25 protein-coding genes are annotated in these 25976 nt (G+C 65.1%); 11 read left to right on the top strand and 14 right to left on the bottom strand.

The annotated features are described in order from the left end of the window. Positions 1–244 precede the first annotated feature (244 nt). Positions 245–727, top strand: a complete 483-nt coding sequence (ruvX, locus tag E2I15_RS04805) for a Holliday junction resolvase RuvX (protein ID WP_018271965.1) — start codon at positions 245–247, stop codon at positions 725–727. Positions 728–729: 2 nt separating this feature from the next. Then, positions 730–1656, top strand: a complete 927-nt coding sequence (locus tag E2I15_RS04800; protein WP_137477684.1) for an AEC family transporter — start codon at positions 730–732, stop codon at positions 1654–1656. 60 nt (positions 1657–1716) lie between these two features. On the opposite strand, the gene E2I15_RS04795 is transcribed toward E2I15_RS04800, so the two are convergent. The 10 genes from E2I15_RS04795 to E2I15_RS04750 all read right to left on the bottom strand — a co-directional run bounded on the left by E2I15_RS04795 (position 1717) and on the right by E2I15_RS04750 (position 10532). Then, on the bottom strand, positions 1717–2835 hold the full coding sequence (locus E2I15_RS04795; RefSeq protein ID WP_349629365.1) for a GNAT family N-acetyltransferase: 1119 nt from the start codon (positions 2833–2835) through the stop codon (positions 1717–1719). A gap of 348 nt (positions 2836–3183) precedes the next feature. Beyond that, the gene (locus tag E2I15_RS04790) at positions 3184–4395 is read right to left on the bottom strand and encodes an ABC transporter substrate-binding protein (RefSeq protein ID WP_137477683.1); all 1212 of its coding nucleotides are present in this window, start codon (positions 4393–4395) and stop codon (positions 3184–3186) included. Positions 4396–4594: 199 nt separating this feature from the next. Then, positions 4595–5038 (bottom strand): hypothetical protein, encoded by a 444-nt coding sequence (locus tag E2I15_RS04785; protein ID WP_137477681.1) that lies wholly within the window; start codon positions 5036–5038, stop codon positions 4595–4597. Positions 5039–5372: 334 nt separating this feature from the next. After that, the gene (locus tag E2I15_RS04780) at positions 5373–5702 is read right to left on the bottom strand and encodes a CPBP family intramembrane glutamic endopeptidase (protein ID WP_170991438.1); all 330 of its coding nucleotides are present in this window, start codon (positions 5700–5702) and stop codon (positions 5373–5375) included. Further along, on the bottom strand, positions 5669–6004 hold the full coding sequence (locus tag E2I15_RS04775; protein ID WP_137477677.1) for a hypothetical protein: 336 nt from the start codon (positions 6002–6004) through the stop codon (positions 5669–5671). The genes E2I15_RS04780 and E2I15_RS04775 overlap by 34 nt, the downstream gene beginning before the upstream one ends. A gap of 198 nt (positions 6005–6202) precedes the next feature. After that, on the bottom strand, positions 6203–6973 hold the full coding sequence (locus tag E2I15_RS04770) for a CPBP family intramembrane glutamic endopeptidase (RefSeq protein WP_137477675.1): 771 nt from the start codon (positions 6971–6973) through the stop codon (positions 6203–6205). Between the two features lie 10 nt (positions 6974–6983). Beyond that, positions 6984–8627: an acyl-CoA dehydrogenase family protein gene (locus E2I15_RS04765; protein ID WP_137477674.1), complete on the bottom strand. Its 1644-nt coding sequence runs from the start codon at positions 8625–8627 to the stop codon at positions 6984–6986. Between the two features lie 145 nt (positions 8628–8772). Continuing rightward, positions 8773–9225, bottom strand: coding sequence for a hypothetical protein (locus tag E2I15_RS04760; RefSeq protein WP_137477672.1), 453 nt, complete (start codon positions 9223–9225; stop codon positions 8773–8775). A 32-nt stretch (positions 9226–9257) separates the two neighbouring features. Next, on the bottom strand, positions 9258–9671 hold the full coding sequence (locus E2I15_RS04755; RefSeq protein ID WP_092078151.1) for a hypothetical protein: 414 nt from the start codon (positions 9669–9671) through the stop codon (positions 9258–9260). Positions 9672–9797: 126 nt separating this feature from the next. Continuing rightward, positions 9798–10532 carry a M15 family metallopeptidase gene (locus E2I15_RS04750; protein WP_137477898.1) on the bottom strand — a complete coding sequence of 245 codons (735 nt, stop codon included), beginning with the start codon at positions 10530–10532 and terminating at the stop codon, positions 9798–9800. Positions 10533–10801: 269 nt separating this feature from the next. On the opposite strand from E2I15_RS04750, the gene E2I15_RS04745 reads away from it, so the two are divergent. From E2I15_RS04745 to plsY, 3 genes are all read left to right on the top strand, one after another. Next, positions 10802–11755, top strand: a complete 954-nt coding sequence (locus E2I15_RS04745) for an aspartate carbamoyltransferase catalytic subunit (protein ID WP_026192854.1) — start codon at positions 10802–10804, stop codon at positions 11753–11755. A gap of 4 nt (positions 11756–11759) precedes the next feature. Next, on the top strand, positions 11760–13061 hold the full coding sequence (locus tag E2I15_RS04740; RefSeq protein ID WP_092078157.1) for a dihydroorotase: 1302 nt from the start codon (positions 11760–11762) through the stop codon (positions 13059–13061). A 325-nt stretch (positions 13062–13386) separates the two neighbouring features. Then, entirely contained in the window at positions 13387–13983 is a 597-nt protein-coding gene (gene plsY / locus E2I15_RS04735; protein WP_137477670.1) for a glycerol-3-phosphate 1-O-acyltransferase PlsY, read from the top strand. 98 nt (positions 13984–14081) lie between these two features. Here the strand turns inward: plsY and E2I15_RS04730 are convergent, their stop codons facing one another. After that, positions 14082–15320, bottom strand: a complete 1239-nt coding sequence (locus E2I15_RS04730; RefSeq protein ID WP_137477668.1) for an amidase — start codon at positions 15318–15320, stop codon at positions 14082–14084. Between the two features lie 125 nt (positions 15321–15445). Here E2I15_RS04730 and dprA point away from each other — a divergent pair, with 125 nt between their 5' ends. Further along, positions 15446–16561, top strand: a complete 1116-nt coding sequence (gene dprA, locus E2I15_RS04725; RefSeq protein WP_137477667.1) for a DNA-processing protein DprA — start codon at positions 15446–15448, stop codon at positions 16559–16561. A gap of 151 nt (positions 16562–16712) precedes the next feature. Here the strand turns inward: dprA and E2I15_RS04720 are convergent, their stop codons facing one another. Next, positions 16713–17120, bottom strand: coding sequence for a winged helix-turn-helix transcriptional regulator (locus tag E2I15_RS04720; protein WP_137477665.1), 408 nt, complete (start codon positions 17118–17120; stop codon positions 16713–16715). Between the two features lie 99 nt (positions 17121–17219). Here E2I15_RS04720 and E2I15_RS04715 point away from each other — a divergent pair, with 99 nt between their 5' ends. Then, positions 17220–17828 (top strand): FMN-dependent NADH-azoreductase, encoded by a 609-nt coding sequence (locus E2I15_RS04715; protein ID WP_137477663.1) that lies wholly within the window; start codon positions 17220–17222, stop codon positions 17826–17828. 57 nt (positions 17829–17885) lie between these two features. Here the strand turns inward: E2I15_RS04715 and E2I15_RS38630 are convergent, their stop codons facing one another. Continuing rightward, the gene (locus tag E2I15_RS38630; protein ID WP_016843954.1) at positions 17886–18044 is read right to left on the bottom strand and encodes a hypothetical protein; all 159 of its coding nucleotides are present in this window, start codon (positions 18042–18044) and stop codon (positions 17886–17888) included. A gap of 254 nt (positions 18045–18298) precedes the next feature. Then, a complete protein-coding gene (locus tag E2I15_RS04710) occupies positions 18299–19072 on the bottom strand; it encodes an SDR family NAD(P)-dependent oxidoreductase (protein WP_016843953.1) in 774 nt (257 codons plus the stop codon). 109 nt (positions 19073–19181) lie between these two features. Here E2I15_RS04710 and E2I15_RS04705 point away from each other — a divergent pair, with 109 nt between their 5' ends. The 4 genes from E2I15_RS04705 to E2I15_RS04690 all read left to right on the top strand — a co-directional run bounded on the left by E2I15_RS04705 (position 19182) and on the right by E2I15_RS04690 (position 25948). After that, positions 19182–19658, top strand: a complete 477-nt coding sequence (locus E2I15_RS04705; RefSeq protein ID WP_137477661.1) for a winged helix-turn-helix transcriptional regulator — start codon at positions 19182–19184, stop codon at positions 19656–19658. 729 nt (positions 19659–20387) lie between these two features. Next, on the top strand, positions 20388–23159 hold the full coding sequence (topA, locus tag E2I15_RS04700; protein WP_137477660.1) for a type I DNA topoisomerase: 2772 nt from the start codon (positions 20388–20390) through the stop codon (positions 23157–23159). Beyond that, on the top strand, positions 23160–25520 hold the full coding sequence (rnr, locus tag E2I15_RS04695) for a ribonuclease R (protein WP_137477658.1): 2361 nt from the start codon (positions 23160–23162) through the stop codon (positions 25518–25520). Further along, a complete protein-coding gene (locus E2I15_RS04690; protein ID WP_137477656.1) occupies positions 25511–25948 on the top strand; it encodes a DUF983 domain-containing protein in 438 nt (145 codons plus the stop codon). Before rnr ends, E2I15_RS04690 begins: the two co-directional genes overlap by 10 nt. The last annotated feature ends 28 nt before the right edge of the window (positions 25949–25976 follow it).

Raw genomic sequence — 25976 nt, 5'->3', positions numbered from 1 at the left:
ATCGTAACAGAAATTCACGCGTATCATGTGACCTCCCTCACAAACTGAACCACAATCACAACGACAGTTTACCGCAACGTGAACGTTTTGGGTGTATGCGGCCAAGCCGGTTGATGTGACCGTGACCCAAGCCGATCGCCGACTTACGCGGGCCGCCCGCTCCCCGCGCTGTGGCGTTTTCGCATGGACGCTCGCCCGCCGCCGGGCTTTGCCTCGGCGCGCGGCTGCGTGCTAATCGCAAGGCATGCCCGCCCCCATCCTTCCCCTGATCGAAGCCGCGCCGCACTGGCCGGAGCGCGGCGCGCTTGTCGGCCTCGACCTCGGCACCAAGACCATCGGGGTCGCCGCCTCCGATCCGGACCGGCGACTCGCCACCGGCGTCGAGACCATCCAGCGGAAGCAGTTCAAGGCCGACGCAGCGCGGCTGCTCGCGATCGCCGCCGAACGCAACGCCGTCGGCTTCGTGCTCGGGCTGCCGATCAACATGGACGGCAGCGAAGGCCCGCGCGCGCAATCGACCCGGGCCTTTGCCCGCAACCTCGCCGGCCTCACCGCGCTTGCGATCGGGTTGTGGGACGAGCGGCTCTCGACCGCGGCGGTCGAGCGCGAGCTGATCGGGATGGACGTCAGCCGCGCCCGGCGCGCCGAGGTGATCGACGAGCACGCCGCGATCTTCATCCTGCAGGGTGCGCTGGACCGGCTCGCGAAACTGCGCGGAGAGCGCTGACCATGGCCGTGGTGATCGCGGCGCTGCTGCCGGTGTTCCTCTTGATCGTGCTCGGCTTCGTCCTGAAGCGCACGCTGATGCCAACAGATACGCAATGGCACGGGCTGGAGCGGCTGACCTATTACGTGCTGTTCCCGGTGCTCCTGGTGCAGACACTGGTGAAGGCCGACCTGACCAAGGTGCCGGTCGCGGGTGTCGGCGGCGCGCTGCTGCTCGCGGCGCTGGTGATGTCGCTGTTCTGCCTCGCGCTGCGCCGCCCGCTGGCGCGCGCCGGCGTCGACGGTCCCGCCTTCACCTCGATTTTCCAGGGCGCGACCCGCTGGCAGACCTATGTCGCGCTGTCGGTGTCGCGCAATCTCTATGGCAGCACAGGCCTTGCGCTGGCCTCCGTCGCGATGGTCGCGATCATCCCGCTGGTCAACGTGTTCAGCGTCGCCGTGCTGGCGAAATATGCCTCGTCGGAGAAGCGGTCGACCGGCGTCATCGTGATGACGGTCGTGAAGAACCCGCTGATCTGGGCCTGCGTCATCGGGCTCGTCATCAATGTCGCACACGTCCCGCTGCCGCAGATCTGGCATGACGTCGCCGACGCGCTCGGCGGCTCGTCGCTGGCGATCGGCCTGCTCGTCACCGGGGCCGGGTTGCATCTGGACGGCATCTTCCGGCCCAGCCTGGCTGCCAGCGTGGCATTGGTCCTGAAACTCGTCCTGATGCCGGTGCTGACGGTGGCGCTCGCGGTGTGGTTCGGCGTCACCGGGCCCAATCTCGCCATCGTCGCGGCCTGCGCCGCGGTGCCGACCTCGCCGTCAGCCTATGTGCTGGCGCGCCAGATGGGCGGCGACGCGCCGCTGCTCGCCCAGATCATCACGCTGCAGACGATTTTGGCCGCGATCACGATGCCGATCGTCATCGCCGCGGTGGGGCCTTAGAGGGCGTATCCGAGCGGCCTTGGCTGGAACCGAGGCAGCATGGCGCCGACCTATCGGATGCTACCAGACTTCGCGATAGTTCGCGAACTTGCGCAGGGTCTTGTCATAGCGGGCCGGTACGATCCAGGGCAGCAAAAGCCTGAAGATCGCGTTCGGAAGCGGAGAGCGAAGCCGCACATAGAGGTCGAGCGGATCGAGGTCATGCCGCATCCGGAATTTCGGTTCGTAGCTGAGACCCGTGCTTCGAAGCCACCTGTAACCGTTGGCGATCGCCCAATTCATCATGTCGCGAATGGTGTAGTAATAAAGATGAAGGTCGAGCGCGACAGCATAGTCGAGGCCGACATACTCCCAGAACAGACTGTCGCCCTCGACCATGCAAAGGCTGAAGGCGATCACCTTCCCGCCACGGCGCCAGATGAAGAAGCGGACCTTGTCCTTCATGTCGCTGCCGAGCCGGCGGAGATAGTCGGCTGTCAGTTTCTCGAAACGGAATTTCGAACGGTCGAAGACCTGCAGGTAGAGCGGATAGATCTCGTCGACCGCATCCCTTGCGTCGTCGGTGACGGTAAGAGCGATGGTTTCACCGTCGGTTGCCTTGAATTTCTTGCGGAGCTGCCAGCGCGCCGACCGCGGCAGCGCATTTTGCATGTAGGCATCGAAGTCGTCGTGCTCGATATTGAGCGCCGTCATCGGCATGCTCGGCGCGCGGGCGAAGCCGCGCCGGACGAAGCAATCCAGCACCGGCCTATAGCGCGCGGGAAATTCCTTCAGGACGATGAGCTGCGCCCGGCACGATCTTGCGAGAGTGACGATTTCGCTGCAAAGGATCTCCGCGATCTTGCCGGACGGCACCGTGCTTGACCCCGCAAGATGCCCTTCGCCGGCGAAGCATCCGACCATCAGGGTGCGCATTCTGAGAAATCCGGGAACGAAGCGCCGGATGCGCGCCAACAACGGCTGCCATTCCGCTCCAAGCCCTTCGAGAACGTCCTGGTCGAGAAGAAAAAACGGCTGGACGGCATGGAGACAACCTGCCCGGTCGATGATCGCGAAGTACCGGTATTCGACACGCTCGCGGAGCGTATCTTCCAGGATCTCGTAGTAACGGTGATCCTTGCGCAGGTCGGCGAAACTGGCAGCCCAGGCGGGACAACCGGCGATTTCGTCGCGCGTCACGATCTTTACGCAAAAAGGTGGTGTAGCAGCCGCCGCGTGCGCTACACTTGTTGTATCAGCCAGACTGACTGCGTCTGACGCCAACGCAATGCTCCGGGTGATGAAAAGTCTTTCAATACAGTATCAATGTACCCGATTTAGCCGGAGACTCCTGTACCATCCGCGCAACAAGTCATTTCTTTCGAAGCCGCGTCTCTTTCGAAGCCGCGTCGCGCCGGGCGGCGCGCGCTTTCCCGGAACGGACCGGCCCGCCGGTCGCAGCAGCGCCACAACGCGCCCTTGCGCTTCAGCAAGCAGCGAAGGCCCGCAACAATTGGGCGCGGCCCGTACGGCTTCTCCTGATCGTCGCTATTTCCCGGACGAACCGACGAACGCCGTATCGAGCACATCACCGATCGGCTGCCAGCTGCGGCCGTCGAACTGAAGCAACCGCAATTGCTCGACCGGTCGGAACTGAGCGGTGTTGATCTTGATGCCGGGGAGCAAGGCGGACGCCTGATAATCCCTGAGCGCCGCAGCCTGCTTCATGACGTTCTCGCGTGACAGGTCGTTGCCGCATTGCCTGAGCACCTCGACCATCGTTTCGGCGGCGGCATAGCCGTATACTGCCGCCGCGTCATCCTTGCCGCCGGCCTTGGTATACTTGTCCAGGAAGCTGTGCCAGCCGCCCTGCTCCGTCCTCCAGGCCGGATCGCTCGCATCCTTCAGGAACGCGGCGGTGATGACGCCGGTCGCATTCTCCGTGCCGGCCGGCTTGAGCACCGTCTCGATCGATGACGCCATCTGGTTCACGACAAACACCGGCCGCCAGCCGTGGTCGGCCGCGGCGCGGATCACCTTGGCGGCATTTTCCGGCACCCCGGCAAACACAAAGACCTCGGCGCCCGACTGCTTCAGGATCGAGACGTGGCCGTCCAGATGCTGATCGTCGACATCATAGGCGATGTCGACCCTGATGTTGTGGGCGACGTCACCAAGCCCTTGCACCAGTCCCTTGAACAATTCGCGCCCGAACTGGTCATTCTCCCAAAGCGCCACGATTTTCTTGCCGGGGTAGAACGCCTGGATGTAGTTGGCATAGATACGCCCTTCCTCGCGATACGAAGGCTGCCAGCCCATGGTCCACGGATAGAGCGACGGCTCGCTGAGATCATGATCGCCGGAAGCAACGAAAAGCTGGGGGATCTTCCGTTCGTTGAGATATTTCCGCACCGCCAGATTCCCCGGCGTGCCGAACGAGCCGAACATCAACAGCACATTGTCGGTCTCGACCAGAATGCGCGTGAGATCCATGGCGTTGGAAGCATCCGACAGATCGTCATAGGACATGAAGCGGATCTTGCGGCCATTGACTCCGCCGCGTTCGTTGATCATCTCGAAATAGGCGGCTTCGGCCTTGCCGATCTGACCGAAAATCTCCAGCGCGCCGCTATACGGCATGACATTGCCGATGCGGATTTCGGTGTCGGTGACGCCCTGGTCGCGCACCTGCTGCGTGATGGCGCCGAGAGACGCCAGCGCGACGACGCTGGCCAAAAGAATTCGGAACAACGTAGCCATGGGAAGAGCTCACACGACGGCAGCCGCCGCTGCCTGGTTTCGATCCGGCCCGCGCTCGTTCATTGGTCGAGATCATAGCACTCGAGGGGGCCGCTGGCATCCCCTCTGTCATCCCCTGAGCGCACGCTCGTGCGCCGACCCATACCGGCCTACAATCACGATGCCGATCGTGATTGTAGCGGGTGGCTTTGACGCCCCCTCATAAATAAGCTCGATCTCCAGCCCTGATCCAATGCCGTTCAAAGTGCACGGGCACCGTAAGGACGCAGAGCGGCGCGCTCAGCGTATCAGGAAATTCGATTTCGCAACGATCTGCGCTGTCGCTGTAGACAAGCGCCCCTTGCGAGATTCGTAGCACAATCGAACCGCGCTGCTGTTCGTTCGACCACCGATCCAGAGCCGCACTACTGTCCGGCGTCGCGAACTCTTGAAACGGTTTGATCGCGGAAACGAGCTGCTTGGCCCCAAGCACACTCCCAAAAATGCGATCAGCATCGACCGTCACCCAAATATCCTTCTCGCTTGCCCGGACTTTGATACGATCCGTCAGTCCTTGAAGCCCCCGGATGCTACCGTGCACCATGCGATGGAAATTTGGGAGCCATGGCGAGAAAAGCAGATGCCCTGCCAGTTGGTAGCGCATGTTCCCGCTCTTTGTTCGCCGCCATGGCCAAGGGCACTCCGGGCCGGTGTCGGTTGATCGAATGAAGAGTGTGCCTCTTGCCTTGCGGATCACCGGCCAGAAATTCCTCGCGGGCGATCGACGAATTGCATCGTGAAACTGTGCGATAGCGAGAGCAATAGGGACCGCATGGCCAACTCGTCGATGGCCATGGACACATAGTGACTGTGCTCGAGTATGTATTCTTCCGCCAAGGCGCGGTTCAAGCGATGAAGATGCTCGCGATACGTCCGCATATGCGCGTCGCATGCTTCGGTTGTTGGAACAGGCATCAATCATCCACCTACCGATGGGCCTAAACGTAAGGACCCGCCACGAAGCAGATGTAAGTGTTGAGTGCAGAATGCATCATGACCGTCGGCCAGGTTGAGTTGCTGCGCCAACGGCAATAGCCCAGGGCCAATCCCATCCCGAAAATCTCCAACTTCCCATAAACGTCGTACTGTGTGTGGGTCATCGCCCAGACGGAGGCGGTCAGTACGATCGCTCCGATCGGACCGAGAAACGATTCTGACCAGCCGCGATACAAGAAGCCGCGGATGAGGAATTCCTCCATGACGGGTCCGGCAATGCAGATACCGATAAGAAAGATCAGCAGGCCGCCCGCCCCGTTGACCACGTACATGCGCTGGTCATCCAAGCGGAGCCGTCGTCGCCGACACACCATTTGATGACCGACTCAATGAGCAGAATGCCGGCGAAGATTGCAAATGCGCGCATGACTTCGGCCGTGCTCGGCCAGTTGAGCGCGAGATATTCCGCGAACCCGCGGCGAACCTTCCGGATCGCGATCCAGAGCACGCCGATCGTTAGCGGGCTCGCGATGGTAAGGCCAGCGCCGTACCATCGCCCTTGAGCCGCGAAATCCCGCAATTGAGCCGGCGACATCCTGGCCACGCCGTCTTGCGCCGCGATGATGATCGTCATTGCCCAACCTCCTGCCAGCGTAAAAACGCCATAGGCGATCAGGATAACGAATGCCGTCTCCCAGAAATCCCAGGTCCGCGGCGGCGGAGCCGAAGCGGGTGTCCGCGCGCCGGCATTTTCGAAGTTCGACATATGGATTTTTTCTGCAGCAATTTTGCAGCGAAGCTGGGCCTAGGTTCAACCTAGCATAGGGAACTCTCACCCCGCCAGCCACCAGGTCTGGATCGTCGCCGCGAAATTGTTCAGCCCGTGCAGCAGGATGGTCAGCCAGGTCGAGCCGGTGCGGAAGCGCAAATAGCCGAACAGGAGACCGATCGTCAGCACCTGGCAGAGGAAGAACCAGTCGTACTGCAGGTGCATCACGGTCCAGACGATCGACGACAGCAGGATCGCGCCATAGGGACCGAGCGCGGATTCCGACCAGCCGCGGTAGAGCCAGCCGCGTGCGAACAGTTCCTCCCAGAGCGGCGCGGCGACGGCGAACGCGATCACCAATAGCCACAGCGCGCTGTGCTCCTGCGCCGATTTCAGCACGTCGCCCATGAAGCCGGGCGTCACCTCGCGGCCGGCGGCGCGGGACACCGTGTCCCAGGCGCCGACCAGCACGACGAGCGCGACGACGCCGATGATGACGTTCTGCCACGACGTCCCGCGCAGCCCGAGATAATCGGCGAACGAGATCCCCGTCCGGCGGATCGCGAACCACAGCACCAACAGCACCATCGGCAGGCCGGCGAGGACCGAGAGTGAGATCGTCAGGCCGTCGGCGACCACGTGGGTGATGCCGGCCGACGACACCTCGCCGCCCTGCGCGACGATGCGCCAGACGATGACCGCGACCTGGCCGAGGAACATCGCGGCGAAGATCAGAAAGCCCCACAGCGCGGTGCCCCAGAATTTCCAGACCCGCGGGGGGAGTGGCGGCGGTTCGATAGCGGCCGGCGGAGTATCGGGGTTGAGTGCGTCCATTAGCAAACCTTCATGGCAGCGCCCGCGCCAGCAGCGCGCGCTGATCGGCATCGGATAAGTCCACGGCGCCGTACATGCCGGCGTGGCGTTCGGCAAGCCGGCTCGCCGCGAACAGCTCGGCGTTTTTCGGCGAGACCTGGTTGAGCGCCGCGGCAGCCGCCAGCAGCGCCAGCTGCTCGACCGCAAGCCGCGCGACGCGCTCGCCGTCCGGCCGCCGGAACGACTGCCCGATCGAGGCAACAGCCTCAGCGGCGCCGGGCAGCCCCTTGGTCTCGTCGGCGAGCGCACGGAGCACCGCGAGTGCGGCATCGGCCTCGCGGCCGAGTGCGCGCAGCACGTCGAGGCACATCACGTTGCCGGAGCCCTCCCAGATCGCGTTGACCGGCGACTCCCGGTAATGGCGCGCCAAAATGCCTTCCTCGACATAGCCATTGCCACCGAGGCACTCCATCGCCTCATAGAGGAAGCCGGGCGCGCTCTTGCAGGTCCAGTATTTGATCGCCGGCGTCAGCAGCCGCATATAGGCGGCCTCGCCCGCATCGGCCGGCGCGCGATCGAAAGCACGGCAGAGCCGCATCACCAGCGCGATGGACGCCTCGACATGCAGCGCCATGTCCGACAGCACCGCCTGCATCAGCGGCTGGTCGGCGAGATGTTTCTGGAACACGCTGCGATGCCTTGCGTGATTGAGCCCATGCGCCAGTCCCGAGCGCATCAGCCCGGCGGAGGCGATCGCGCAATCCTGCCGCGTCAGCTGCACCATCTGGATGATAGTGCGGATGCCCTTGCCCTCCTCGCCGATCAGCTCGGCATGAGCGCCGTGGAATTCGACCTCGGACGAGGCATTGGAGCGGTTGCCGAGCTTGTCCTTCAGGCGCTGGAAGTGGATCGCATTGACCGTGCCGTCGGGCGCAAAGCGCGGCATGAAGAAACAACTCAGCCCATCCATCGTCTGCGCCAGCACCAGGAAGGCGTCGCACATCGGCGCCGACATGAACCATTTGTGCCCGGTGACACGCCAGGCGCCGCCGTCGCGCTCGGCGCGCGTCATATTGGCGCGCACATCGGTGCCGCCCTGCTTTTCGGTCATGCCCATGCCGAGCGTCATGCCGCGCTTGGTCCACCACGGCGCAAAGCTGGGGTCGTAGGCGCGCGTTCCGATGAGCGGCATCGTCTTCGCCAGAATATCGGGCTGCGCGGCCAGCGCCGCGACCGAGGCGCGCGTCATCGTGATCGGGCAGAGATGGCCGGTCTCGACCTGGGAAGCGATGTAGAACTTTGCCGCACGCACCACCTCGGCCGCCCCGCCGGCCGGCCTGCCGTCGGCGCTCCAGGTCGAGTTGTGCACGCCGGCATGCGCGGAGTGCGCCATCAGCTCGTGATAGGCCGGATGAAACTCGACCTCGTCGCGGCGATTGCCCCTGGCGTCGAACAAGCGCAGCTTCGGCGTGTTCTCGTTGGCAACGCGGCCGCGCTCCGCCATGGCAGCCGATCCCCAATGCTTGCCGAAATCGGACAGCTCGGCGGTTGCCGCCGCCCCGCCATTGGCAGCGACCGCCGCGGCGAGCGGCGCATCCACCGTGAACAGGTCGACATTTTCGAACGGCGGCGACTGGTTGAAGACGTCGTGGGTGGCAAACGGAGCCTGCGTCATGGTCTCCTCGGGAATGGTCTATACGCATGCGGCCCGGACAACCGGCCTTCTCTGGCCGGGATCACGGGCCAGCCGCGGCGCAATGGAATCGGAGGATCATAAGCCTGCGAGCCGGCGCGGGGCAGCGAAAAGATGCTTCCATGCTTTAGATGCTTGCGCGCTTGGGCGCGTGGCGGCCGAGCCAGCGGTCGACCCAGTCATTGACGCGGGTCCGGTTCGCCTCCTTCCTGGAAGCCTGAACAGGAAAAATGTCGCCGCTGCTGAGTTGCCGGTTATCGGGATAGGCCGCCAACTGCAGGTTGGACTCATGCGCGGCGCCGTCCACCGGCGAGATATAGGCAAACCGGATCTCGATCTTGTGCTTGATGTCGGAGCCCTGCCATTTCGGATGATGGCGCGCCAGCAACTCGGTAAGCTCGCATGGCAACAGATCGGAGGTCGAGCTTCGCGATCCCTCGGTCTTCTCCATGTAGCATTGCTCCTTGACGCTGCTGACGCGCGCGTCGATCGGCCGGAAGTTCAGCCGCTTGTCGAGCTCGCTATAGACATAGAAGCTCGCGACGGCGATAGCGATCATACCATAGAGGCCAAGGCGCATGGTCGTGCTCCCGTCCCGTCGAACCGTGGCGGTCAGATCGAACGCGTCTTGTCCGCCTTGGTCTTGGAGGCAAGGACAGGAAACACGTCCCCGGCGCGCAGCGGCTTGCCATTGGGGAAATAGGACATCTGCAGGCTCGACTGGTGCGTGGCCCCGTCGACCGGCGAGACATAGACGACCTTCACCTCGATCTTGTGCTTCACGTCATAGCCCTGCCACTTCGGATGCTCCTTGCGCAGCAGCTCGGCAATCTCGCAGCGGGTCAGGTCGGAGGTCGACGTCGTCTTGGTGATGACGCCGCGTTCGACCTTTTCCAGATAGCATTGCTCGCTGACGCCGCTGATGCGGGCATCGACGCGCTGATAATTCGCGCTCTTGTCGTGTCGATCGTAGATCAAGACGCCGGCGACGCCGACGACAACAATTGCGATGGCTGCGAACCGCATGCTGCATGCTCCCGTATTGCCCGCACCTCATACGGCCACAATTAAGGAGTGTTGAAAGCGCGCTCGGCTACTTTTGCGATGGCAAGCGTCGTCTTACGAAAATGCTTCGGATTTGAGGAAAATGCGCTATCGCGCCCGGACGATCGGGAAGTCGTAGGCCTGCCCACCTGCCCCCGGCAGCGAAAAGTGCCACCATTCCTTGGCATAGTTCGCGAACCCCTGCCGGGCCATCGCCGCGACCAGCATGGTGCGCCAGCGCCTCTGCCCAGGGGTGATCGATCCCGTCGCGGTATGGGCCTTCGCGTCGGAACAGTCGTAGCCGGTGCCCATGTCGACGCTGCCCTCCGGGGCGCGCGCGGCGGCCGGCGCGGTGCAATCGGCATAGTCCCTGGCCGGATCGAACTTGCGCGAATTGTCGGCGCCAAGATCGACCAGCGTGAGATCGACCGCGCCCCCGGTCGAATGCCCCGAATGGGTGGCGATGTAGCCGAGGCGGAACAGATCCGCCTTCGAGAAGGCCGGGTTGTAGCGCCGCTCGGCGGCGGTCTCGGTGCCATTTTTCGACCATGCCACCATGTCGGCGACGGCACGGACCGGCCGGTAGCAATCGAACATTTTTAGCGACAGTCCTTGCCGGGCCAGTTCCTGCTGCACGGCCTTGAGGCGAAGCCCCACCTCCCTCTTCACCACGCATTCCGCCGCGCCGTAGCCCGCGATCGGCCGGCCCATGAAATTGTTCGCGCTGGCGTAGCGGATGTCCTGGATGATGGTCGGGTCGATGTCGCGGAGGAACGCGAAGTCGCCGGGCAAGTTCTGAGCGAAGGCAGGCGAGATCGCCGCCGGGATCAACGCGATGGCCATCCATGCGATCACGACAATTCTCACGAGGTCTCGCTCCGGCGTCACGGACCGGGTATAGCCCGTCAGGACGACGGCGTCGCTGCCGCTCCGCCTATGCCCGGCCATCCACGTCTTGTTCCGGAAAACCCCGCAAAAGCAAGGCGCGGATGTCCCGCGGCGAGCCCTGGCAGGACCGCCGAGAAGGCGGCGACATCTTACTCGGGGAAAACTCCCGCGAGCCCTCTTCGCGCTTGCCCCACCGGCCATCCGCGCCTATAGCTCTCGCTTTAATGACCCCATCATTGAAATCGACTTTTGTCCTCGGTCACCGGCATCTGCTGGGCATCGAGGGCCTTTCCGCTGACGACATCACGGGCCTGCTCGACCTCTCCGAGGAGTATGTCGAGCTCAACCGCCAGGTCGACAAGAAGCGCGCCAGCCTGCGCGGCCGCACCCAGGTCAATCTGTTCTTCGAGGCCTCGACCCGGACCCAGTCCTCGTTCGAGATCGCCGGAAAACGCCTGGGCGCGGACGTCATGAACATGTCGGTGTCGTCGATGTCGACCCGCAAGGGCGAGACCCTGATGGACACCGCGGTGACGCTGAACGCGATGCACCCGGACATCCTGGTGGTACGCCATCACGCCTCCGGCGCGGTCGAGCTCCTGGCGCGCAAGGTTGACGGTTCCGTGATCAATGCCGGCGACGGCAGCCACGAGCACCCGACCCAGGCGCTGCTCGACGCGCTGACCATCCGCCGCAACAAGGGCCGGCTCGAGGGGCTGACGATCGCGATCTGCGGCGACGTGCTGCATTCGCGCGTCGCGCGCTCCAACATCTTCCTGCTCAACACCATGGGCGCGCGCGTCCGCGTGGTGGCGCCCTCCACCTTGCTGCCGCCCGGCATCGAGCGGATGGGCGTCGAGGTCGCGCGCGACATGCGCGAGGGGCTGAACGGCGCCGACATCGTGATGATGCTGCGGCTGCAGCGCGAGCGCATGAACGGCTCCTTCGTGCCGTCGTCGGGCGAGTATTTCCACTATTTCGGCCTCGACCAGAAGAAGCTCGGCTACGCCAAGCCGGATGCGCTGGTGATGCATCCCGGCCCGATGAACCGCGGTGTCGAGATCGACACCTTCGTCGCCGACGGCGCGCAGTCGCTGATCCGTGAACAAGTCGAAATGGGTGTGGCAGTGCGTATGGCGGTGCTCGAAGCGCTCGCCCGCAACCTGCCGAACGCGTGATGCCATGCTGACCGACCGCCGCCCTATCCTGCTCGCCAACGCCCGCGTTATCGATCCCTCGCGTGATTTTGACGGTCCGGGCGATGTCCTGATCGCCGACGGCGTCATCCGTGACGCCAAGCGCGGCATCGGCGCCGCCGGCGTCCCCGAAGGCACCGACATCGTCAATTGCGCCGGCAAGATCGTCGCCCCCGGCCTGATCGACATGCGCGCCTTTGTCGGCGAACCCGGCGCCAGCCACCGCGAGACTTTCGCCTCCGCCAGCCAGGCCGCCGCGGCCGGCGGCATCACCACCATCATCTGCCAGCCCGACACCTCGCCGGTGATCGACAATTCCGCGACCGTGGACTTCGTGCTGCGCCGCGCCCGCGACACCGCGATCGTCAACATCCATCCGATGGCGGCGCTGACCAAGGGCATGCAGGGCCAGGAGATGACCGAGATCGGCCTGCTCAAGGCCGCCGGCGCCGTCGCCTTCACCGACGGCGACCGCAGCGTCACCAACGCCCAGGTGATGCGGCGCGCGCTGACCTATGCCCGCGATTTCGACGCGCTGATCGTGCATCACACCGAGGACCCGCATCTGGTGGGCGAAGGCGTGATGAACGAGGGCGAATTCGCCACAAGGCTCGGGCTCGCGGGGATTCCCACGGCGGCCGAGTCGATCATGCTCGAGCGCGACATGCGGCTCGCCGGGCTGACCGGTGGGCGCTATCACGCGGCCTCGCTGACCTCGATCGAGTCGCTGGAGATCCTCAAGCGTGCCCGCGACGCCGGCCACAATGTCTCGGCCTCGGTCTCGATCAACCACGTGACGCTGAACGAGAACGACATCGGCCCCTACCGCACCTTCCTCAAGCTGGCGCCGCCGCTGCGCACCGAGGAGGACCGCAAGGCGCTGGTCGCAGCGCTCGCCTCCGGGCTGATCGACGTCGTGATGAGCGACCACAATCCACAGGACGTCGAGGTCAAGCGGCTGCCGTTCGCGGAAGCGGCGAGCGGCGCGGTCGGCCTGCAGACCATGCTGCCGGCGGCGCTGCGGCTGATCCACAATGGCGAGATGGACTTCAAGACACTGATCCGGGCGATGTCGACGCGGCCGGCGGAACTGCTCGGCCTGCCCGGCGGCACGCTGCGCGCGGGCGCGCCGGCCGACGTCATCGTGATCGACGCCGACACGCCCTGGGTGCTCGACCGCGACGATCTCAAATCACTGTGCAAGAACACGCCGTTCGACGACGCCCGCTTCTCAGGCCGCGTGACGCGGACGATCGTCGGCGGACGGACCGTATACGAGCACGTCTGAGGCGTTTTCGAGCGAATTGGATACCGGTTCGCGTGAAGAAAACGCGTCAAACCAAAAAACCAGGGCCCCGTTCCGATTCAATCGGAACGGAAAGGACTCTGAAACCGGGTGGAACTCAGCGCGACGCGAGTTGCGACATCGCTTCCATCGTTGTGCCAACGACGATGGCCGCGACGTAAACGACAAAGAAAAACTGCTCCAGCCGCCTGCGAACAGAAGCCATGATAAGCTCCCTCATTACCAAAGCCATGGTGCGGATTTATGGTTAATATTTCATTGACGGCATTGCCCCATTCGGGCGGGACCGACCGAAGGAACCACCGCGATGTCTGCTGATAGCTTGCTGCCGGTCGCCTTCCTGATCGGCTACCTGCTGGGCTCGATCCCGTTCGGCATGGTGCTGACCAGGATGGCCGGCACGCAGGATCTGCGCACGGTCGGCTCGGGCAATATCGGCGCCACCAATGTGCTGCGCACCGGCCGCAAGGGCCTCGCCGCGGCGACGCTGCTCGGCGACATGCTGAAGGGCACCGTCGCCGTCATCATCGCCGGCACCATCGACGGCCCGAACGCGGCGATGCTGGCGGCGCTGGGGGCTTTCCTCGGCCACCTCTTCCCGGTCTGGCTCAAGTTTCGCGGCGGCAAGGGTGTCGCGACCTATATCGGCGTGCTGCTCGGCCTGTTCTGGCCGGCGGCGCTGATCTTCGCCGTGATCTGGCTCGGCACCGCCTACACCACGCGCTACTCGTCGCTGTCGGCGCTGATCGCGGCGTTCGTGACGCCGCTGTTCCTGTGGTGGTTCGGCCACAACGCGCTCGCCTCGCTGTTCGCCGTGCTGACGCTGCTGCTGTTCTACATGCACCGCGAGAACATCCAGCGCCTGCAGGCCGGCACCGAAGGCAAGATCGGCGAGCGGAAGTGACGTAAGTCATTCCGGAGCATCGCGATGAACCCGGAACCCAGAGGTTGTGGCGCGAGATTCCGGGTTCGATGCTGCGCATCGCCCCGGAATGACCAAGCCTATCGCTTCAGCGCGTCCTCGACAAAGCTCGCCGCCGCCAGCGCCTTCGCATCATCGCCAAAACCCGCGATCACGGTCACGCCGACCGGCAATCCGCCCTCGGCGGTCAGCGTCGGCACGTTGACGCAGGGCACGCCCATCAAGGTCCAGAGCCGGTTGTAACGGGGATCGCCGGTCGATGCCAAACCCTCGGGCGCCGCGCCCGGCGCCGACAGCGTCAGCAGCACGTCGACCTCGGTGAGGATCGCGGCCAGTGCTTGCCGCGCGCGCAGCGTGACGTCCATCGCCGCATCGTATTCGGCCGGCGTGCCGCCCTTGCTCTCGTCGAGCCGGCCGCGCAGCAGCGGCGGCATCGCATCATAGTTCTGGCCGTATTCCCAGGCGAAAGACTGATGCGCCTCGAACTCCTGCACCACCGGATGGATCCGCCACGCTTCCGCGATGATCTCGGGCACAGCGAGCTCGCGCACGGTCGCACCGGCCTGCTCCGCCGTACGCGCGGCCTTCTGCAACGCCTCCGCGCCGGAAGGTTCAGGCGAGCCGGCAAAGGCCTGCGTGACCACGCCGATGCGCGGCGCGGAAAGCTTCGACGGCACCACCAGCTCAGGCCGCCTGGTCATCGCAGCGAGCCCCAGCGCGACGTCGCGCACGCCGGCGCCGAACAGCCCCACCGTATCGAGGGTCCAGGAGAAGCATTTCACGCCGACGGTCGGCAGCAGGCGGTAGCTCGGCTTGATCCCGGCGACGCCGCAGAACGAGGCCGGCCGGATCACCGAGCCGCCGGTCTGCGTGCCGAGCGCGAGCGGGATCATCCCGGCGGCAACGGCTGCGGCCGAGCCCGATGACGATCCGCCCGGCGTGTGCGCGTGATTGTGCGGATTGAGCGTTGCGGTCGGATCGTTCGCCGCGAATGCCGTCGTCGTGGTCTTGCCGATGATGGTGGCGCCGGCCTGCTTCAGCGCCATCACGACCGGCGCATCGGCGCGCGGCTGATGCCCGCGGTAGATCGCGGCGCCCATCTCGGTCGGGAGGTCAGCGGTATCGATGATGTCCTTGATACCAACCGCAATCCCGCGCAACGCCCCGGTCTGTTGCGCACGCGCCGTCTCGTCGAGGCGGACGAAGGCGCCGATGGTCTTGTCCTGCGCCGCGATGACGTCCCGAGTCTGCGTGATGGCGGCATCGGTGGACAATTCGCCGGAGGCGATGCGGCGTTGGAGATCGGCAAGCGAAATCATCGGCGGACATCCTGTTTCTTGACGGTTTTTGGCGGCTTCTTGGCAAGCGGTTTTAGCGCGTCGCGCGCGGCTGCGCCAATGTCGCAGTTGATCACAATCTCAGGTTGGGCGAAGCTGCGCCCCGCATGCATGACCGCTCGCCCAGCCCCGCAAAACTCACCGACACCGAACGGCTCAACCGCCTGCGGCTGATCCGCTCCGACAATGTCGGCCCGCGCACCTTTGCATCGCTGCTCCGCCATTTTGGCGATGCGGCGCACGCGCTGGAGCGCCTGCCTGACCTCGCGCGCCGCGGCGGCGCATCCGGCCCCGGACGCATCTGCAGCGAGGCCGACGCCGCTGCCGAGCTCGCCGCCTGCCGCAGGTTCGGCATCGATCTCGTCGCACCGGAGGAAGCGCATTATCCGGCGCGGCTTGCCACCATCGACGACGCGCCGCCGCTGCTTGCCGTGCGCGGCGCGCGCGAGGTCCTGATGCGGCCGATGATCGCGATCGTCGGCTCCCGCAACGCCTCCGGCGCCGGGCTGAAATTTGCAGGCACCCTTGCGCGCGATCTCGGCGCTGCCGGCTTTGTCGTGATCTCCGGCCTCGCCCGTGGCATCGATCAGGCGGCGCATCGCGCCACCGTCGCAAGCGGCACGGTCGCCGTGCTGGCCGGCGGCCACGACAGAATCTACCCGTCCGAGCACGAGGATCTGCTGGCCGCCCTGCTCGTACACGGCGCGGCAATCTCGGAGATGCCGCTCGGCCATGTGCCGCGGGCGCGCGACTTTCCCCGCCGCAACCGCCTGATCTCGGGCGCCTCGCTCGGCGTCGTGATCGTCGAGGCCGCGCATCGCTCGGGCTCGCTGATCACGGCGCGGATGGCGGCCGAACAGGGCCGCGAGGTGTTCGCGGTGCCGGGCTCGCCGATCGATCCGCGTGCCGCCGGCGCCAACGACCTGATCAAGCAAGGTGCCACCTTGGTCACCGAAGCCGCCGACGTCATCAGCGCGGTCATGCCGATCATGGAGCGGCCGGTGATGCTTGGCGTGCGCGAGGACGACGAGCCGCTGGACTTTGCCACCGATAGCGGCGATCGCGAGCGCATCATCGACCTGCTCGGGCCGAGCCCGATCAGCATCGACGATCTGATCCGGATGGCCGATGTGTCACCCGCCGTGGTCCGCGCGGTGCTGCTCGAGCTCGAGCTCGCCGGCAGGCTCGAGCGCCACGGCGGCGGACTGGTGTCGATGATTTAGGGCTCCGGCTTGGCGGCTTACGCCAGTCCATCCCCGTCATCTGAGGAGCCTGCGCAGCAGGCGTCTCGAAGGATGCACGGCCAAGCTGGTGGCCGTCGCCCCTTCGAGACGCGTTCCGCGCTCCTCAGGGTGACGGATCGCGGAGGAAGGATCACTCAGCATTCCGCGCATCGAAGTCGTTTCGCGCGCCCTCGATCTCCGGCAGATGCGCGAACGCCCATTCGCCGAGCGCCATCACAGGCACGGCCAGTCCGCGCCCGAGATCGGTCAACTCGTAATCGACGCGCGGCGGAATGGTCGGAAACACCGTGCGCGTGACCAGGCCATCGCGCTCCAGCCCGCGCAGCGTCAAGGTCAGCATGCGCTGCGAGATGCCGTTGATCATCCGCTTCAGCTCGTTGAAGCGGCGCGGTCCATCGCGCAGCAGCATGATCACCAGCACGCTCCATTTGTCGCCGACCCGCGACAGCACGGAGGCCACGCCGCGGCAGTCCTGATGCGTCCCGGGACCACGCGGCAGGCCGGTCTCGGCGGTTACATCGATGTGCTCGGGTTCCATAGATGTGCTCGGGTTTCAAAAATGTGCGTTCTTGCGGAGATTTAGGGCGGTCACTCATATAGCGCCAGTTACAAACCTATACCAAAGGTGACCTCTGCCATGAAACTTCTGCACATCGACTCCTCGGTCCTCGGCCCCCACTCCGTCAGCCGCCAGGTCTCCGCCGCCGCCGTCGAGCGGCTGCGCCAGGCCAATCCCGGTCTCGTCGTCAGCTACCGCGATCTCAGCCAGACCCCGCTCGCCCACCTCTCCGGCCTGCACCTCGCCGCCAACCAGGGCGCGGCGCCGGATCCGTCGGTACGCGACGATATCGCGACCGGCCAGGCGGTGCTGGACGAGTTCCTGGCCGCCGACATCGTCGTGATCGGTGCGCCCATGTACAATTTCACGATTCCGAGCCAGCTCAAGGCCTGGATCGACCGCATCCTGGTTGCGGGTAAGACCTTCAAATACGGCGCCGGCGGCGTCGAGGGATTGGCCGGCAACAAGCGCGTCATCATCGCGATCTCGCGCGGCGGTTATTACGGCGCCGACACGCCGATGGCCGCGCTCGAGCACCTCGAGACCTATCTGCGCGGGGTGTTCGGCTTCATCGGCGTCAGGAATGTCGAGTTCATCCCCGCCGACGGCATCCAGGTCGGCCCCGAGCATCGCGAAAAGGCGGTCGCGGGCGCGCTGCAGGCCGCCGGCAGCCTGAACGCCGCCTGATGTAATTCATAGCGCCTGCCGTCGCGCGGCGGCGGCAGGTCGTTCGGGTGGAGAAACTCAGAACCAGACGCCCTGAATGCCGAGGATGACGGCCACCAGCGAAATCAACAGGCCGATGCCGGAAAACAGTGCGACGGTTACGAACTGCGTTGTATCCGAACTTTCCGATGCGGACGAAACCGGGATCGACGTCGAAATGCGAGCTGCTTTCGGCATGGCGGCACTCCAAATGATTCCGTGGTGAAAAATTCCCCGCCCAATTAGGAGTCCGGGGAGTACGTCAAAGGTTCAATACGCGCGATGATAGTCGCGCACGAAATCGGCCGGTGTGAAGCGCTTCACACCGGCCGTTCGTTACAATGAGAAACAAACCAGAGGGTTTTCGAGCGAAGAGGACGCCGGTTCGCGTGAAGAAAACGCGTCAGAATAAAGCCAGAGCCCCGTTCCGATTTAGTCGGAACGGAAAGGCTCTATCCGCGATAGATCGGCGCGCCCGCCGGTGATGCCGTCGCGCCGCCATCGATGAACAATTCCTGCCCCTGCACATGCGCGGCGTCGTCTGACGCCAGGAACAGCACGGTCTTCGAGATGTGGTCGGGTTCGCCGATCCGGCCGAGCGGCGTGGTCTTGCCGATCCGCTGCTCGAAGATCTTCTCGGCCTCCGGCGTTGCGATCGCGGCGCCCCAGATCGGGGTGCGCACCGCGCCCGGCGCCACCACATTGACGCGGATGTTGCGCGGCGAGAATTCTGACGCCATCACCCGCGCCATCGCGCGCACGCCGGCCTTGCTCGCGGCATAGGCCGAATAGCCGGGATTGCCGAGCACGGAGATCACCGAGCCGTTGAGAATGATCGACGCGCCGTCGTTGAGGTACGGCGCGACCGCCTGCACCGTGAAGAACACGCCGGTGAGATTGGTGCGGATCACATTCTCGAATGCGGCCAGCGTGGTGCCGCCGACCGGCGTCTGGCCGGGAATACCGGCATTGGCGAACAGCACGTCATACTTGCCGAACTTCTCGGCGCCCTGCTTCACCGCAGCTTCCAGCGCCGCGACGTCGGTGGCATCGGCCGCCACCGCGAGCGCGTTTGGCCCGAGCTCCCTGGCTGCCGCCGCAAGCGTCTCCTTGTTGCGCCCGGTGATGACGACCTTGGCGCCCTCCGCCACGAACAGCTTTGCTGTCGCGAGCCCGATGCCGCTGTTGCCGCCAGTGATCAACGCCGTCTTGTTCGCCAGTCTCATGTCCGCTTCCAGTTGGTTGCATTATTAAACTTCGTTGCCTAACTAGGGCATACGGTTTAATATTGCAACTACACAAGGTCGTGATGGCCCAAATTCCTGGAGACGGTCGGTGAAACGAACCAGCCTTGCAGGCGACAGCTGTCCCGTCGCACGCGCGCTCGACGTGTTCGGCGACTGGTGGTCGCTCCTGATCATCCGAGACGCCAGCCTCGGCCGCCGCCGCTTCGGCGAATTCCAGGCGAGCCTCGGGCTTGCCAAGAACATCCTTGCCACACGGCTGCGCACGCTGGTCGAGCGCGGCATCCTGAAGACGGTCCCCGCCTCCGACGGCAGCGCCTATCAGGAATATGTCCTGACGCCGAAGGGCCACGGCATCTTTCCGATCCTGGTCGCGCTGCGGCAATGGACCGAGGAATTCGACGAGCATCCGGACGAGATCGCGACCATCCTGGTCGACCGCGACAAGGGCAAGCCGGTGAAGAAGCTTGCGCTTTACTCGCAGGATGGACGTGTGCTTGGCGCGGCCGACACTGCGCTGAAGCCGCGGCCTGCAGCAAAGCGCGCGCGGCGCCTCGCGACTGCGTAGGATGCGTGTTGCTGGTACGATACGACGGGCAACTCGGCAAAAACCTGCCAATCCTCGCGCGCGAAAATATTTCGCCTTATCAGAAGCGTAACTGGCGCGAAAGCCAGGACCCATTACCCCAGATCTCGATTGATGCGCGACGCTGGGGCCGCGAACCCGTTCATCACCGAATGCGGTGGTTACGGGTTCTGGCTTTTCGCCAGGACGACGAATGGAGAGAGCACCGCTCATAGGCCGACCCTGCATCCCGCGACGCCCCTCACGACAACTTCCGCCGGCTGCGCGAACGCTGCTGCTCGTCGGCCTCCAGGCGGGCCATCGCGAACAGGCGCTCGAGGACTTCGAATTTGTGGCGCCGGGCAAGTTTGGCGAGTTCGGTCGCGGCGCCCGCAATCAGGACCAGGGCGTCGTCCGGGTCGCCCTCCCCAGCTGTCTCGTCGCCCGCCGGTCCCCACGGGCCCGGACGCCTTGCGCTTCCGGCCGCCCCCTGTGCTGCTCAAAAGGCCTAATCCGATTCCCACCCCATATTTAAAAAGATACGCCCTTTCCGGCCGCAACTCTAGGACGCATTTTTCAACCCCTGGGATAGAAACTCCACAGCTTGGGCCCGCCCTTCAATATCTGGCGATTTGACAGGGACCGCCCCAACACCCATGTTCGCCCCGACACGGCGGGCCGCGAGTCTAGCGGAATCCGCCTTCAAGTTTTCCCGTAAGCCATTGGAATGACATGAATATCGTCATTGTGGAGTCGCCGGCCAAGGCCAAGACGATCAACAAATATCTGGGGTCCTCCTACGAGGTCCTGGCGTCGTTCGGCCATGTTCGCGACCTCCCGGCCAAGAATGGTTCCGTCGATCCCGACGCCAATTTCCAGATGATCTGGGAGGTCGATGCCAAGGCCGCGAGCCGGCTCAACGACATCGCCAAGGCGCTGAAGGGGGCCGACCGCCTGATCCTCGCCACCGACCCTGATCGCGAGGGCGAGGCGATCTCCTGGCACGTGCTGGAGGTGATGAAGGAGAAGCGCGCGCTGAAGGACCAGAAGGTCGAGCGCGTGGTGTTCAACGCCATCACCAAGCAGGCCGTCTCCGAGGCGATGAAGGCGCCGCGCCAGATCGATGGCGCGCTGGTCGACGCCTATATGGCGCGTCGTGCGCTCGACTATCTGGTCGGCTTCACCCTCTCCCCCGTGCTGTGGCGCAAGCTGCCCGGCGCCCGCTCCGCCGGCCGCGTGCAATCGGTCGCGCTGCGGCTGGTCTGCGACCGCGAGCTCGAGATCGAGAAGTTCGTGCCGAAGGAGTACTGGTCGCTGGTCGCGACGCTGCTGACGCCGCGCGGCGAGGCCTTCGAGGCGCGGCTGGTCGGCGCCGACGGCAAGAAGATCGCGCGGCTCGACATCGGCTCCGGCGCGGAAGCCGAGGACTTCAAGAAGGCGATCGAGGCCGCGCTGTTCAAGGTCGCGACCGTCGAGGCCAAGCCGGCGCGGCGCAATCCGCAGGCGCCCTTCACCACCTCGACCCTGCAGCAGGAAGCGAGCCGCAAGCTCGGCTTCGCGCCGGCGCACACCATGCGCATCGCGCAGCGGCTCTATGAGGGCATCGACATCGGCGGCGAGACCACCGGCCTCATCACCTATATGCGAACCGACGGTGTGCAGATCGCGCCCGAAGCGATCACGCAGGCGCGCAAGGTGATCGGCGAGGACTATGGCAACGCCTACGTGCCGGACGCCCCGCGGCAGTACCAGGCCAAGGCCAAGAACGCGCAGGAAGCGCACGAAGCGATCCGCCCGACCGATCTGTCGCGCCGCCCGGCCACCATCGGCCGAAGGCTCGATGCCGATCAGGCGCGGCTCTATGAATTGATCTGGAAGCGCACCATTGCGAGCCAGATGGAGTCGGCCGAGCTCGAGCGCACCACCGTCGATATCGAGGCCAAGGCCGGCTCCCGCGTGCTGGAGCTGCGCGCCTCCGGCCAGGTCATCAAGTTCGACGGCTTCCTCGCGCTCTACCAGGAAAGCCGCGACGACGAGGAGGACGAGGATTCGCGCCGCCTGCCCGCGATGAGCGAGGGCGAGGCCGTGAAGCGCCAGAGCCTCGCCGTCACCCAGCATTTCACCGAGCCGCCGCCGCGCTTCTCGGAAGCCTCGCTGGTAAAGCGGATGGAAGAGCTCGGCATCGGCCGTCCCTCGACCTACGCCTCGATCCTGCAGGTCTTGAAGGACCGCGGCTATGTCAAGCTCGAGAAGAAGCGGCTGCACGGCGAGGACAAGGGCCGCGTCGTGGTCGCGTTCCTGGAGAACTTCTTCTCGCGCTATGTCGAATACGACTTCACCGCCGATCTCGAGGAGCAGCTCGACCGCATCTCCAACAACGAGATCGCCTGGCAGCAGGTGCTGCAGGATTTCTGGCGCGGCTTCATCGGCGCGGTCAACGACATCAAGGACCTCCGGGTCGCCGAGGTGCTCGACGCGCTCGACGAGATGCTCGGCCCGCACATCTATCCGCCGCGCGCGGATGGCGGCGACGTCAGGCAATGCCCGACCTGCGGCACCGGCCGGCTCAACCTCAAGGCCGGCAAGTTCGGTGCCTTCGTCGGCTGCTCGAATTATCCGGAATGCCGCTACACCCGCCCGCTCGCGGCCGACAGCGCCGAGAGCGCCGACCGCGTGCTCGGCACCGATCCCGACACCGGCTTCGATGTCACGGTGAAGGCCGGCCGCTTCGGCCCCTACATCCAGCTCGGCGAGCAGAAGGATTACGCCGAAGGCGAGAAGCCGAAGCGTGCGGGCATTCCGAAAGGCACCTCGCCGGCCGATGTCGACCTCGAACTGGCGCTGAAGCTGTTGTCGCTGCCGCGCGAGATCGGCAAGCATCCGGAAACCGGGCAGCCGATCACCGCCGGCCTCGGCCGGTTCGGGCCGTTCGTCAAGCACGAGAAGACCTATGCCAGCCTCGAGGCCGGCGACGAGGTGTTCGATATCGGGTTGAACCGCGCCGTCACGCTGATCGCGGAGAAGATCGCCAAGGGCCCGAGCGGCCGCCGCTTCGGCGCCGATCCCGGCAAGCCGCTCGGCGATCACCCGACGCTCGGCGCGGTCGCGCTGAAGAACGGCCGCTACGGTGCCTATGTCGCGGCCGGCGGCGTCAACGCGACGATCCCGAGCGACCGTACGCCCGACCAGATCACGCTCGCGGAGGCGATCGCGCTGATCGACGAGCGCGCGGCCAAGGGCGGCGGCAAGAAGGCCAAGAAGGCGAAGGCGGAAAAGCTGGCCAAGGCGAAGAAAGCCAAGCCCGAGGCGACCGAGACTGACGGCGACGCCGAGGCCAAGCCCGCCAAGAAGGCTGCGTCGAAGAAGGCCGCGGCGAAGCCGAAGACGGATGCGACCAGCAAGGCGCGCGCGCCGGTCGCCTCCGGTGCCAAGACGTCGCCTGCAAAATCATCGGCACCAGCGAAAGCGCCCGCGAAGAAGAGCGCCGGCAAGGCACGAGGATAAGTGAAACGAAAACCCGACCATGGCTTTCCGGGCCGGGATGCCATCGTCGCCTTCATCCGCGCCAATCCAGGCAAGGTCGGCACCCGCGAGATCGCGCGCGAGTTCGGCCTGAAGAACGCCGACCGCGTCGAGCTGAAGCGGATCCTCCGCGAGCTCGCCGACGACGGCACGATTGCCAAACGCGGCCGCAAGATCCACGAGCCGGCGGCGCTGCCGCCGACCGTGCTGGCCGACATCACCGGCCGCGACAGCGACGGCGAGCTGATCGCCACGCCCGCCGAGTGGGACTCGGACGAGAACGGTACCGCCCCGAAAATCCGCATCGAGACGCCGCGGCGGCCGAAGCCCGGCACCACCGCCGGCGTCGGCGACCGCGCGCTGCTGCGCGTCGAAGTCACGGACGAACAAGATGGCACGCCCTATCGCGGCCGTGTCATCAAGGTGATCGATCACGGGCGCACTCGGATCCTCGGCATCTTCCGCCGCAATCCCGATGGCGGCGGACGCCTGATCCCGGTCGACAAGAAGCAGGCCGGCCGCGAGCTCAACATCGCCAAGGCCGACAGCGGCGATGCCGAGGACGGCGACCTGATCAGCGTCGACCTGATCCGCACCCGCGGCTTTGGCCTGGCCTCCGCCCGCGTCAAGGAGCGGCTCGGCTCGATTGCCAGCGAAAAGGCGATCAGCCTGATCGCGATCAACACCCACGACATCCCGCAGGTGTTCTCGTCTTCTGCGCTGCGCGAAGCGGAAGAGGCAAGACCCGCGACCTTGCAGGGTCGTGAGGACTGGCGTGACGTGCCGCTCGTCACCATCGATCCGCCGGATGCCAAGGATCACGACGACGCGGTGCATGCGGAAGTCGATCCCGATCCGAACAACAAGGGCGGCTTCATCGTCCATGTCGCGATCGCCGACGTCGCCTTCTATGTGCGGCCCGGTTCGGCGCTCGACCGCGACGCGTTGCAGCGCGGCAACTCGGTCTATTTCCCTGATCGCGTCGTGCCGATGCTGCCCGAACGCATCTCCAACGATCTCTGCTCGCTGGTGCCGGGCGAGCCGCGCGGCGCGCTCGCGGTGCGGATGGTGATCGGCGCCGACGGCCGCAAGCGCTCGCATACCTTCCACCGCGTGCTGATGCGCTCGGCCGCAAAGCTCAATTACGCGCAGGCACAGGCCGCGATCAACGGCAGGCCCGATGACACGACGGGCCCTATCCTCGATCCGGTCCTCAAGCCGCTGTGGTCGGCCTACGAGTTGGTCAAGCTTGCACGCAACGAGCGCGACCCGCTCGATCTCGATCTGCCCGAGCGCAAGATCCTGCTGAAAGCCGACGGCACCGTTGATCGCGTGATCGTGCCGCAGCGGCTCGACGCCCACCGGCTGATCGAGGAGTTCATGATCCTCGCCAACGTCGCCGCGGCCGAGATGCTGGAGAAGAAGGCGCTGCCGCTGATCTATCGCGTGCATGACGAGCCGAGCCAGGAGAAGGTGCACAACCTGCAGGAATTCCTGAAGACGCTCGACCTGCCCTTCACCAAGCAGGGCGCGCTGCGTCCCACGCAATTCAATCGCGTGCTGGCGCAGGTTGCCGGCGAGGACTACGAACCGCTGGTCAACGAGGTGGTGCTGCGTTCGCAGGCGCAGGCCGAATACTCCGCCGAGAACTACGGCCATTTCGGCTTGAACCTGCGCCGCTATGCGCACTTCACCTCGCCGATCCGTCGCTATGCCGATCTGATCGTGCATCGCGCGCTGATACGCGCGCTCGGGCTTGGCGAAGGCGCCTTGCCGACCGATGAGACCGTGGAGACGCTCGCCGAGATCGCCGCGCAGATTTCCGTCACCGAGCGCCGCGCGATGAAGGCGGAGCGCGAGACCACCGACCGGCTGATCGCACATTTCCTTGCCGATAAAGTCGGCGCCTCGTTCCAGGGCCGGATTTCCGGCGTGACGCGATCCGGCCTGTTCGTGAAGCTCGACGACACCGGCGCCGACGGCCTGATCCCGATCCGCACCATCGGCAGCGAATATTTCAATTACGACGAGACCCGCCATGCGCTGATCGGCACGCGCAGCGGCACCATGTATCGGCTCGGCGACGTCGTCGATGTACGTCTGGTGGAAGCCGCGCCGATAGCGGGCGCGCTGCGGTTTGAGTTATTATCCGATGGTCAGGCCATTCCGCGCGGCAGAAAACGCGACAGCGTTAGGGCCGAGCGCCGTGCCGCCGGATTTGGCAAGGGACCAAAAGGATCAGGCAAGAAGGCGCACAAGGAGCGGAAATCGCGCAACAAGAAAGATCGCAAGCCGGCGCAGCAGAAGTCCGGCAAATCGAAGCGAGGCAAGTCATGGAAGTGACACCGCCGACGGTGGTCTGGACTCGCGAGGCGGCCGAGCCCGAGAAGCGCGACGTGTGGAGCGCGATGAAGCGCGGGTTCCGCTGCCGCTGTCCGCGCTGCGGAAAAGGCAGACTGTTCCGCAAGTTTCTCAAATGCGACGGCCATTGCCCGGTCTGCGATCTCGACTTCACGCCGCACCGCGCCGACGATCTGCCCGCCTATCTCGTCATCGTTATCGTCGGCCATATCGTGGTACCGATGGCGCTGTGGATCGAGACTAATTATTCGCCGCCGGTGTGGCTGCAACTTGCGATCTATCTTCCCTTCACGCTGTTCGCATCGCTGGCTTTGTTGCAGCCGGTGAAGGGCGCCGTGATCGGCTTGCAATGGGCCCTGCGCATGCATGGCTTTGACGAAAATGCCCCTAGCGACATCCCGCCGGTCTAGCTAAACCGGACCGCAAGAAGAACTGAAA

It is taken from the genome of Bradyrhizobium sp. BR2003, assembly GCF_009720285.1.
GTDB classification, from domain to species: domain Bacteria; phylum Pseudomonadota; class Alphaproteobacteria; order Rhizobiales; family Xanthobacteraceae; genus Bradyrhizobium; species Bradyrhizobium elkanii.
The sequence above is the reverse complement of the archived record's forward strand: the minus strand, read 5'-3'. Positions and strand labels throughout refer to the sequence as shown.

Coding starts and splice junctions, on each gene's coding strand:
- E2I15_RS04720 (WP_137477665.1), bottom strand. CDS start 17,120: ATGGAACCCGAGCACATCGATGTAACCGCCGAGACCGGCCTGCCGCGT.
- E2I15_RS04800 (WP_137477684.1), top strand. CDS start 730: ATGGCCGTGGTGATCGCGGCGCTGCTGCCGGTGTTCCTCTTGATCGTG.
- E2I15_RS04780 (WP_170991438.1), bottom strand. CDS start 5,702: ATGTACGTGGTCAACGGGGCGGGCGGCCTGCTGATCTTTCTTATCGGT.
- E2I15_RS04770 (WP_137477675.1), bottom strand. CDS start 6,973: ATGGACGCACTCAACCCCGATACTCCGCCGGCCGCTATCGAACCGCCG.
- E2I15_RS04745 (WP_026192854.1), top strand. CDS start 10,802: ATGACCCCATCATTGAAATCGACTTTTGTCCTCGGTCACCGGCATCTG.
- E2I15_RS04755 (WP_092078151.1), bottom strand. CDS start 9,671: ATGCGGTTCGCAGCCATCGCAATTGTTGTCGTCGGCGTCGCCGGCGTC.
- topA (WP_137477660.1), top strand. CDS start 20,388: ATGAATATCGTCATTGTGGAGTCGCCGGCCAAGGCCAAGACGATCAAC.
- E2I15_RS04690 (WP_137477656.1), top strand. CDS start 25,511: ATGGAAGTGACACCGCCGACGGTGGTCTGGACTCGCGAGGCGGCCGAG.
- plsY (WP_137477670.1), top strand. CDS start 13,387: ATGTCTGCTGATAGCTTGCTGCCGGTCGCCTTCCTGATCGGCTACCTG.
- E2I15_RS04785 (WP_137477681.1), bottom strand. CDS start 5,038: ATGCGCTACCAACTGGCAGGGCATCTGCTTTTCTCGCCATGGCTCCCA.
- E2I15_RS04750 (WP_137477898.1), bottom strand. CDS start 10,532: ATGGCCATCGCGTTGATCCCGGCGGCGATCTCGCCTGCCTTCGCTCAG.
- ruvX (WP_018271965.1), top strand. CDS start 245: ATGCCCGCCCCCATCCTTCCCCTGATCGAAGCCGCGCCGCACTGGCCG.
- E2I15_RS04710 (WP_016843953.1), bottom strand. CDS start 19,072: ATGAGACTGGCGAACAAGACGGCGTTGATCACTGGCGGCAACAGCGGC.
- dprA (WP_137477667.1), top strand. CDS start 15,446: ATGCATGACCGCTCGCCCAGCCCCGCAAAACTCACCGACACCGAACGG.
- E2I15_RS04740 (WP_092078157.1), top strand. CDS start 11,760: ATGCTGACCGACCGCCGCCCTATCCTGCTCGCCAACGCCCGCGTTATC.
- E2I15_RS04775 (WP_137477677.1), bottom strand. CDS start 6,004: ATGACGATCATCATCGCGGCGCAAGACGGCGTGGCCAGGATGTCGCCG.
- E2I15_RS04765 (WP_137477674.1), bottom strand. CDS start 8,627: ATGACGCAGGCTCCGTTTGCCACCCACGACGTCTTCAACCAGTCGCCG.
- E2I15_RS04790 (WP_137477683.1), bottom strand. CDS start 4,395: ATGGCTACGTTGTTCCGAATTCTTTTGGCCAGCGTCGTCGCGCTGGCG.
- E2I15_RS04760 (WP_137477672.1), bottom strand. CDS start 9,225: ATGCGCCTTGGCCTCTATGGTATGATCGCTATCGCCGTCGCGAGCTTC.
- E2I15_RS04730 (WP_137477668.1), bottom strand. CDS start 15,320: ATGATTTCGCTTGCCGATCTCCAACGCCGCATCGCCTCCGGCGAATTG.
- E2I15_RS04715 (WP_137477663.1), top strand. CDS start 17,220: ATGAAACTTCTGCACATCGACTCCTCGGTCCTCGGCCCCCACTCCGTC.
- E2I15_RS38630 (WP_016843954.1), bottom strand. CDS start 18,044: ATGCCGAAAGCAGCTCGCATTTCGACGTCGATCCCGGTTTCGTCCGCA.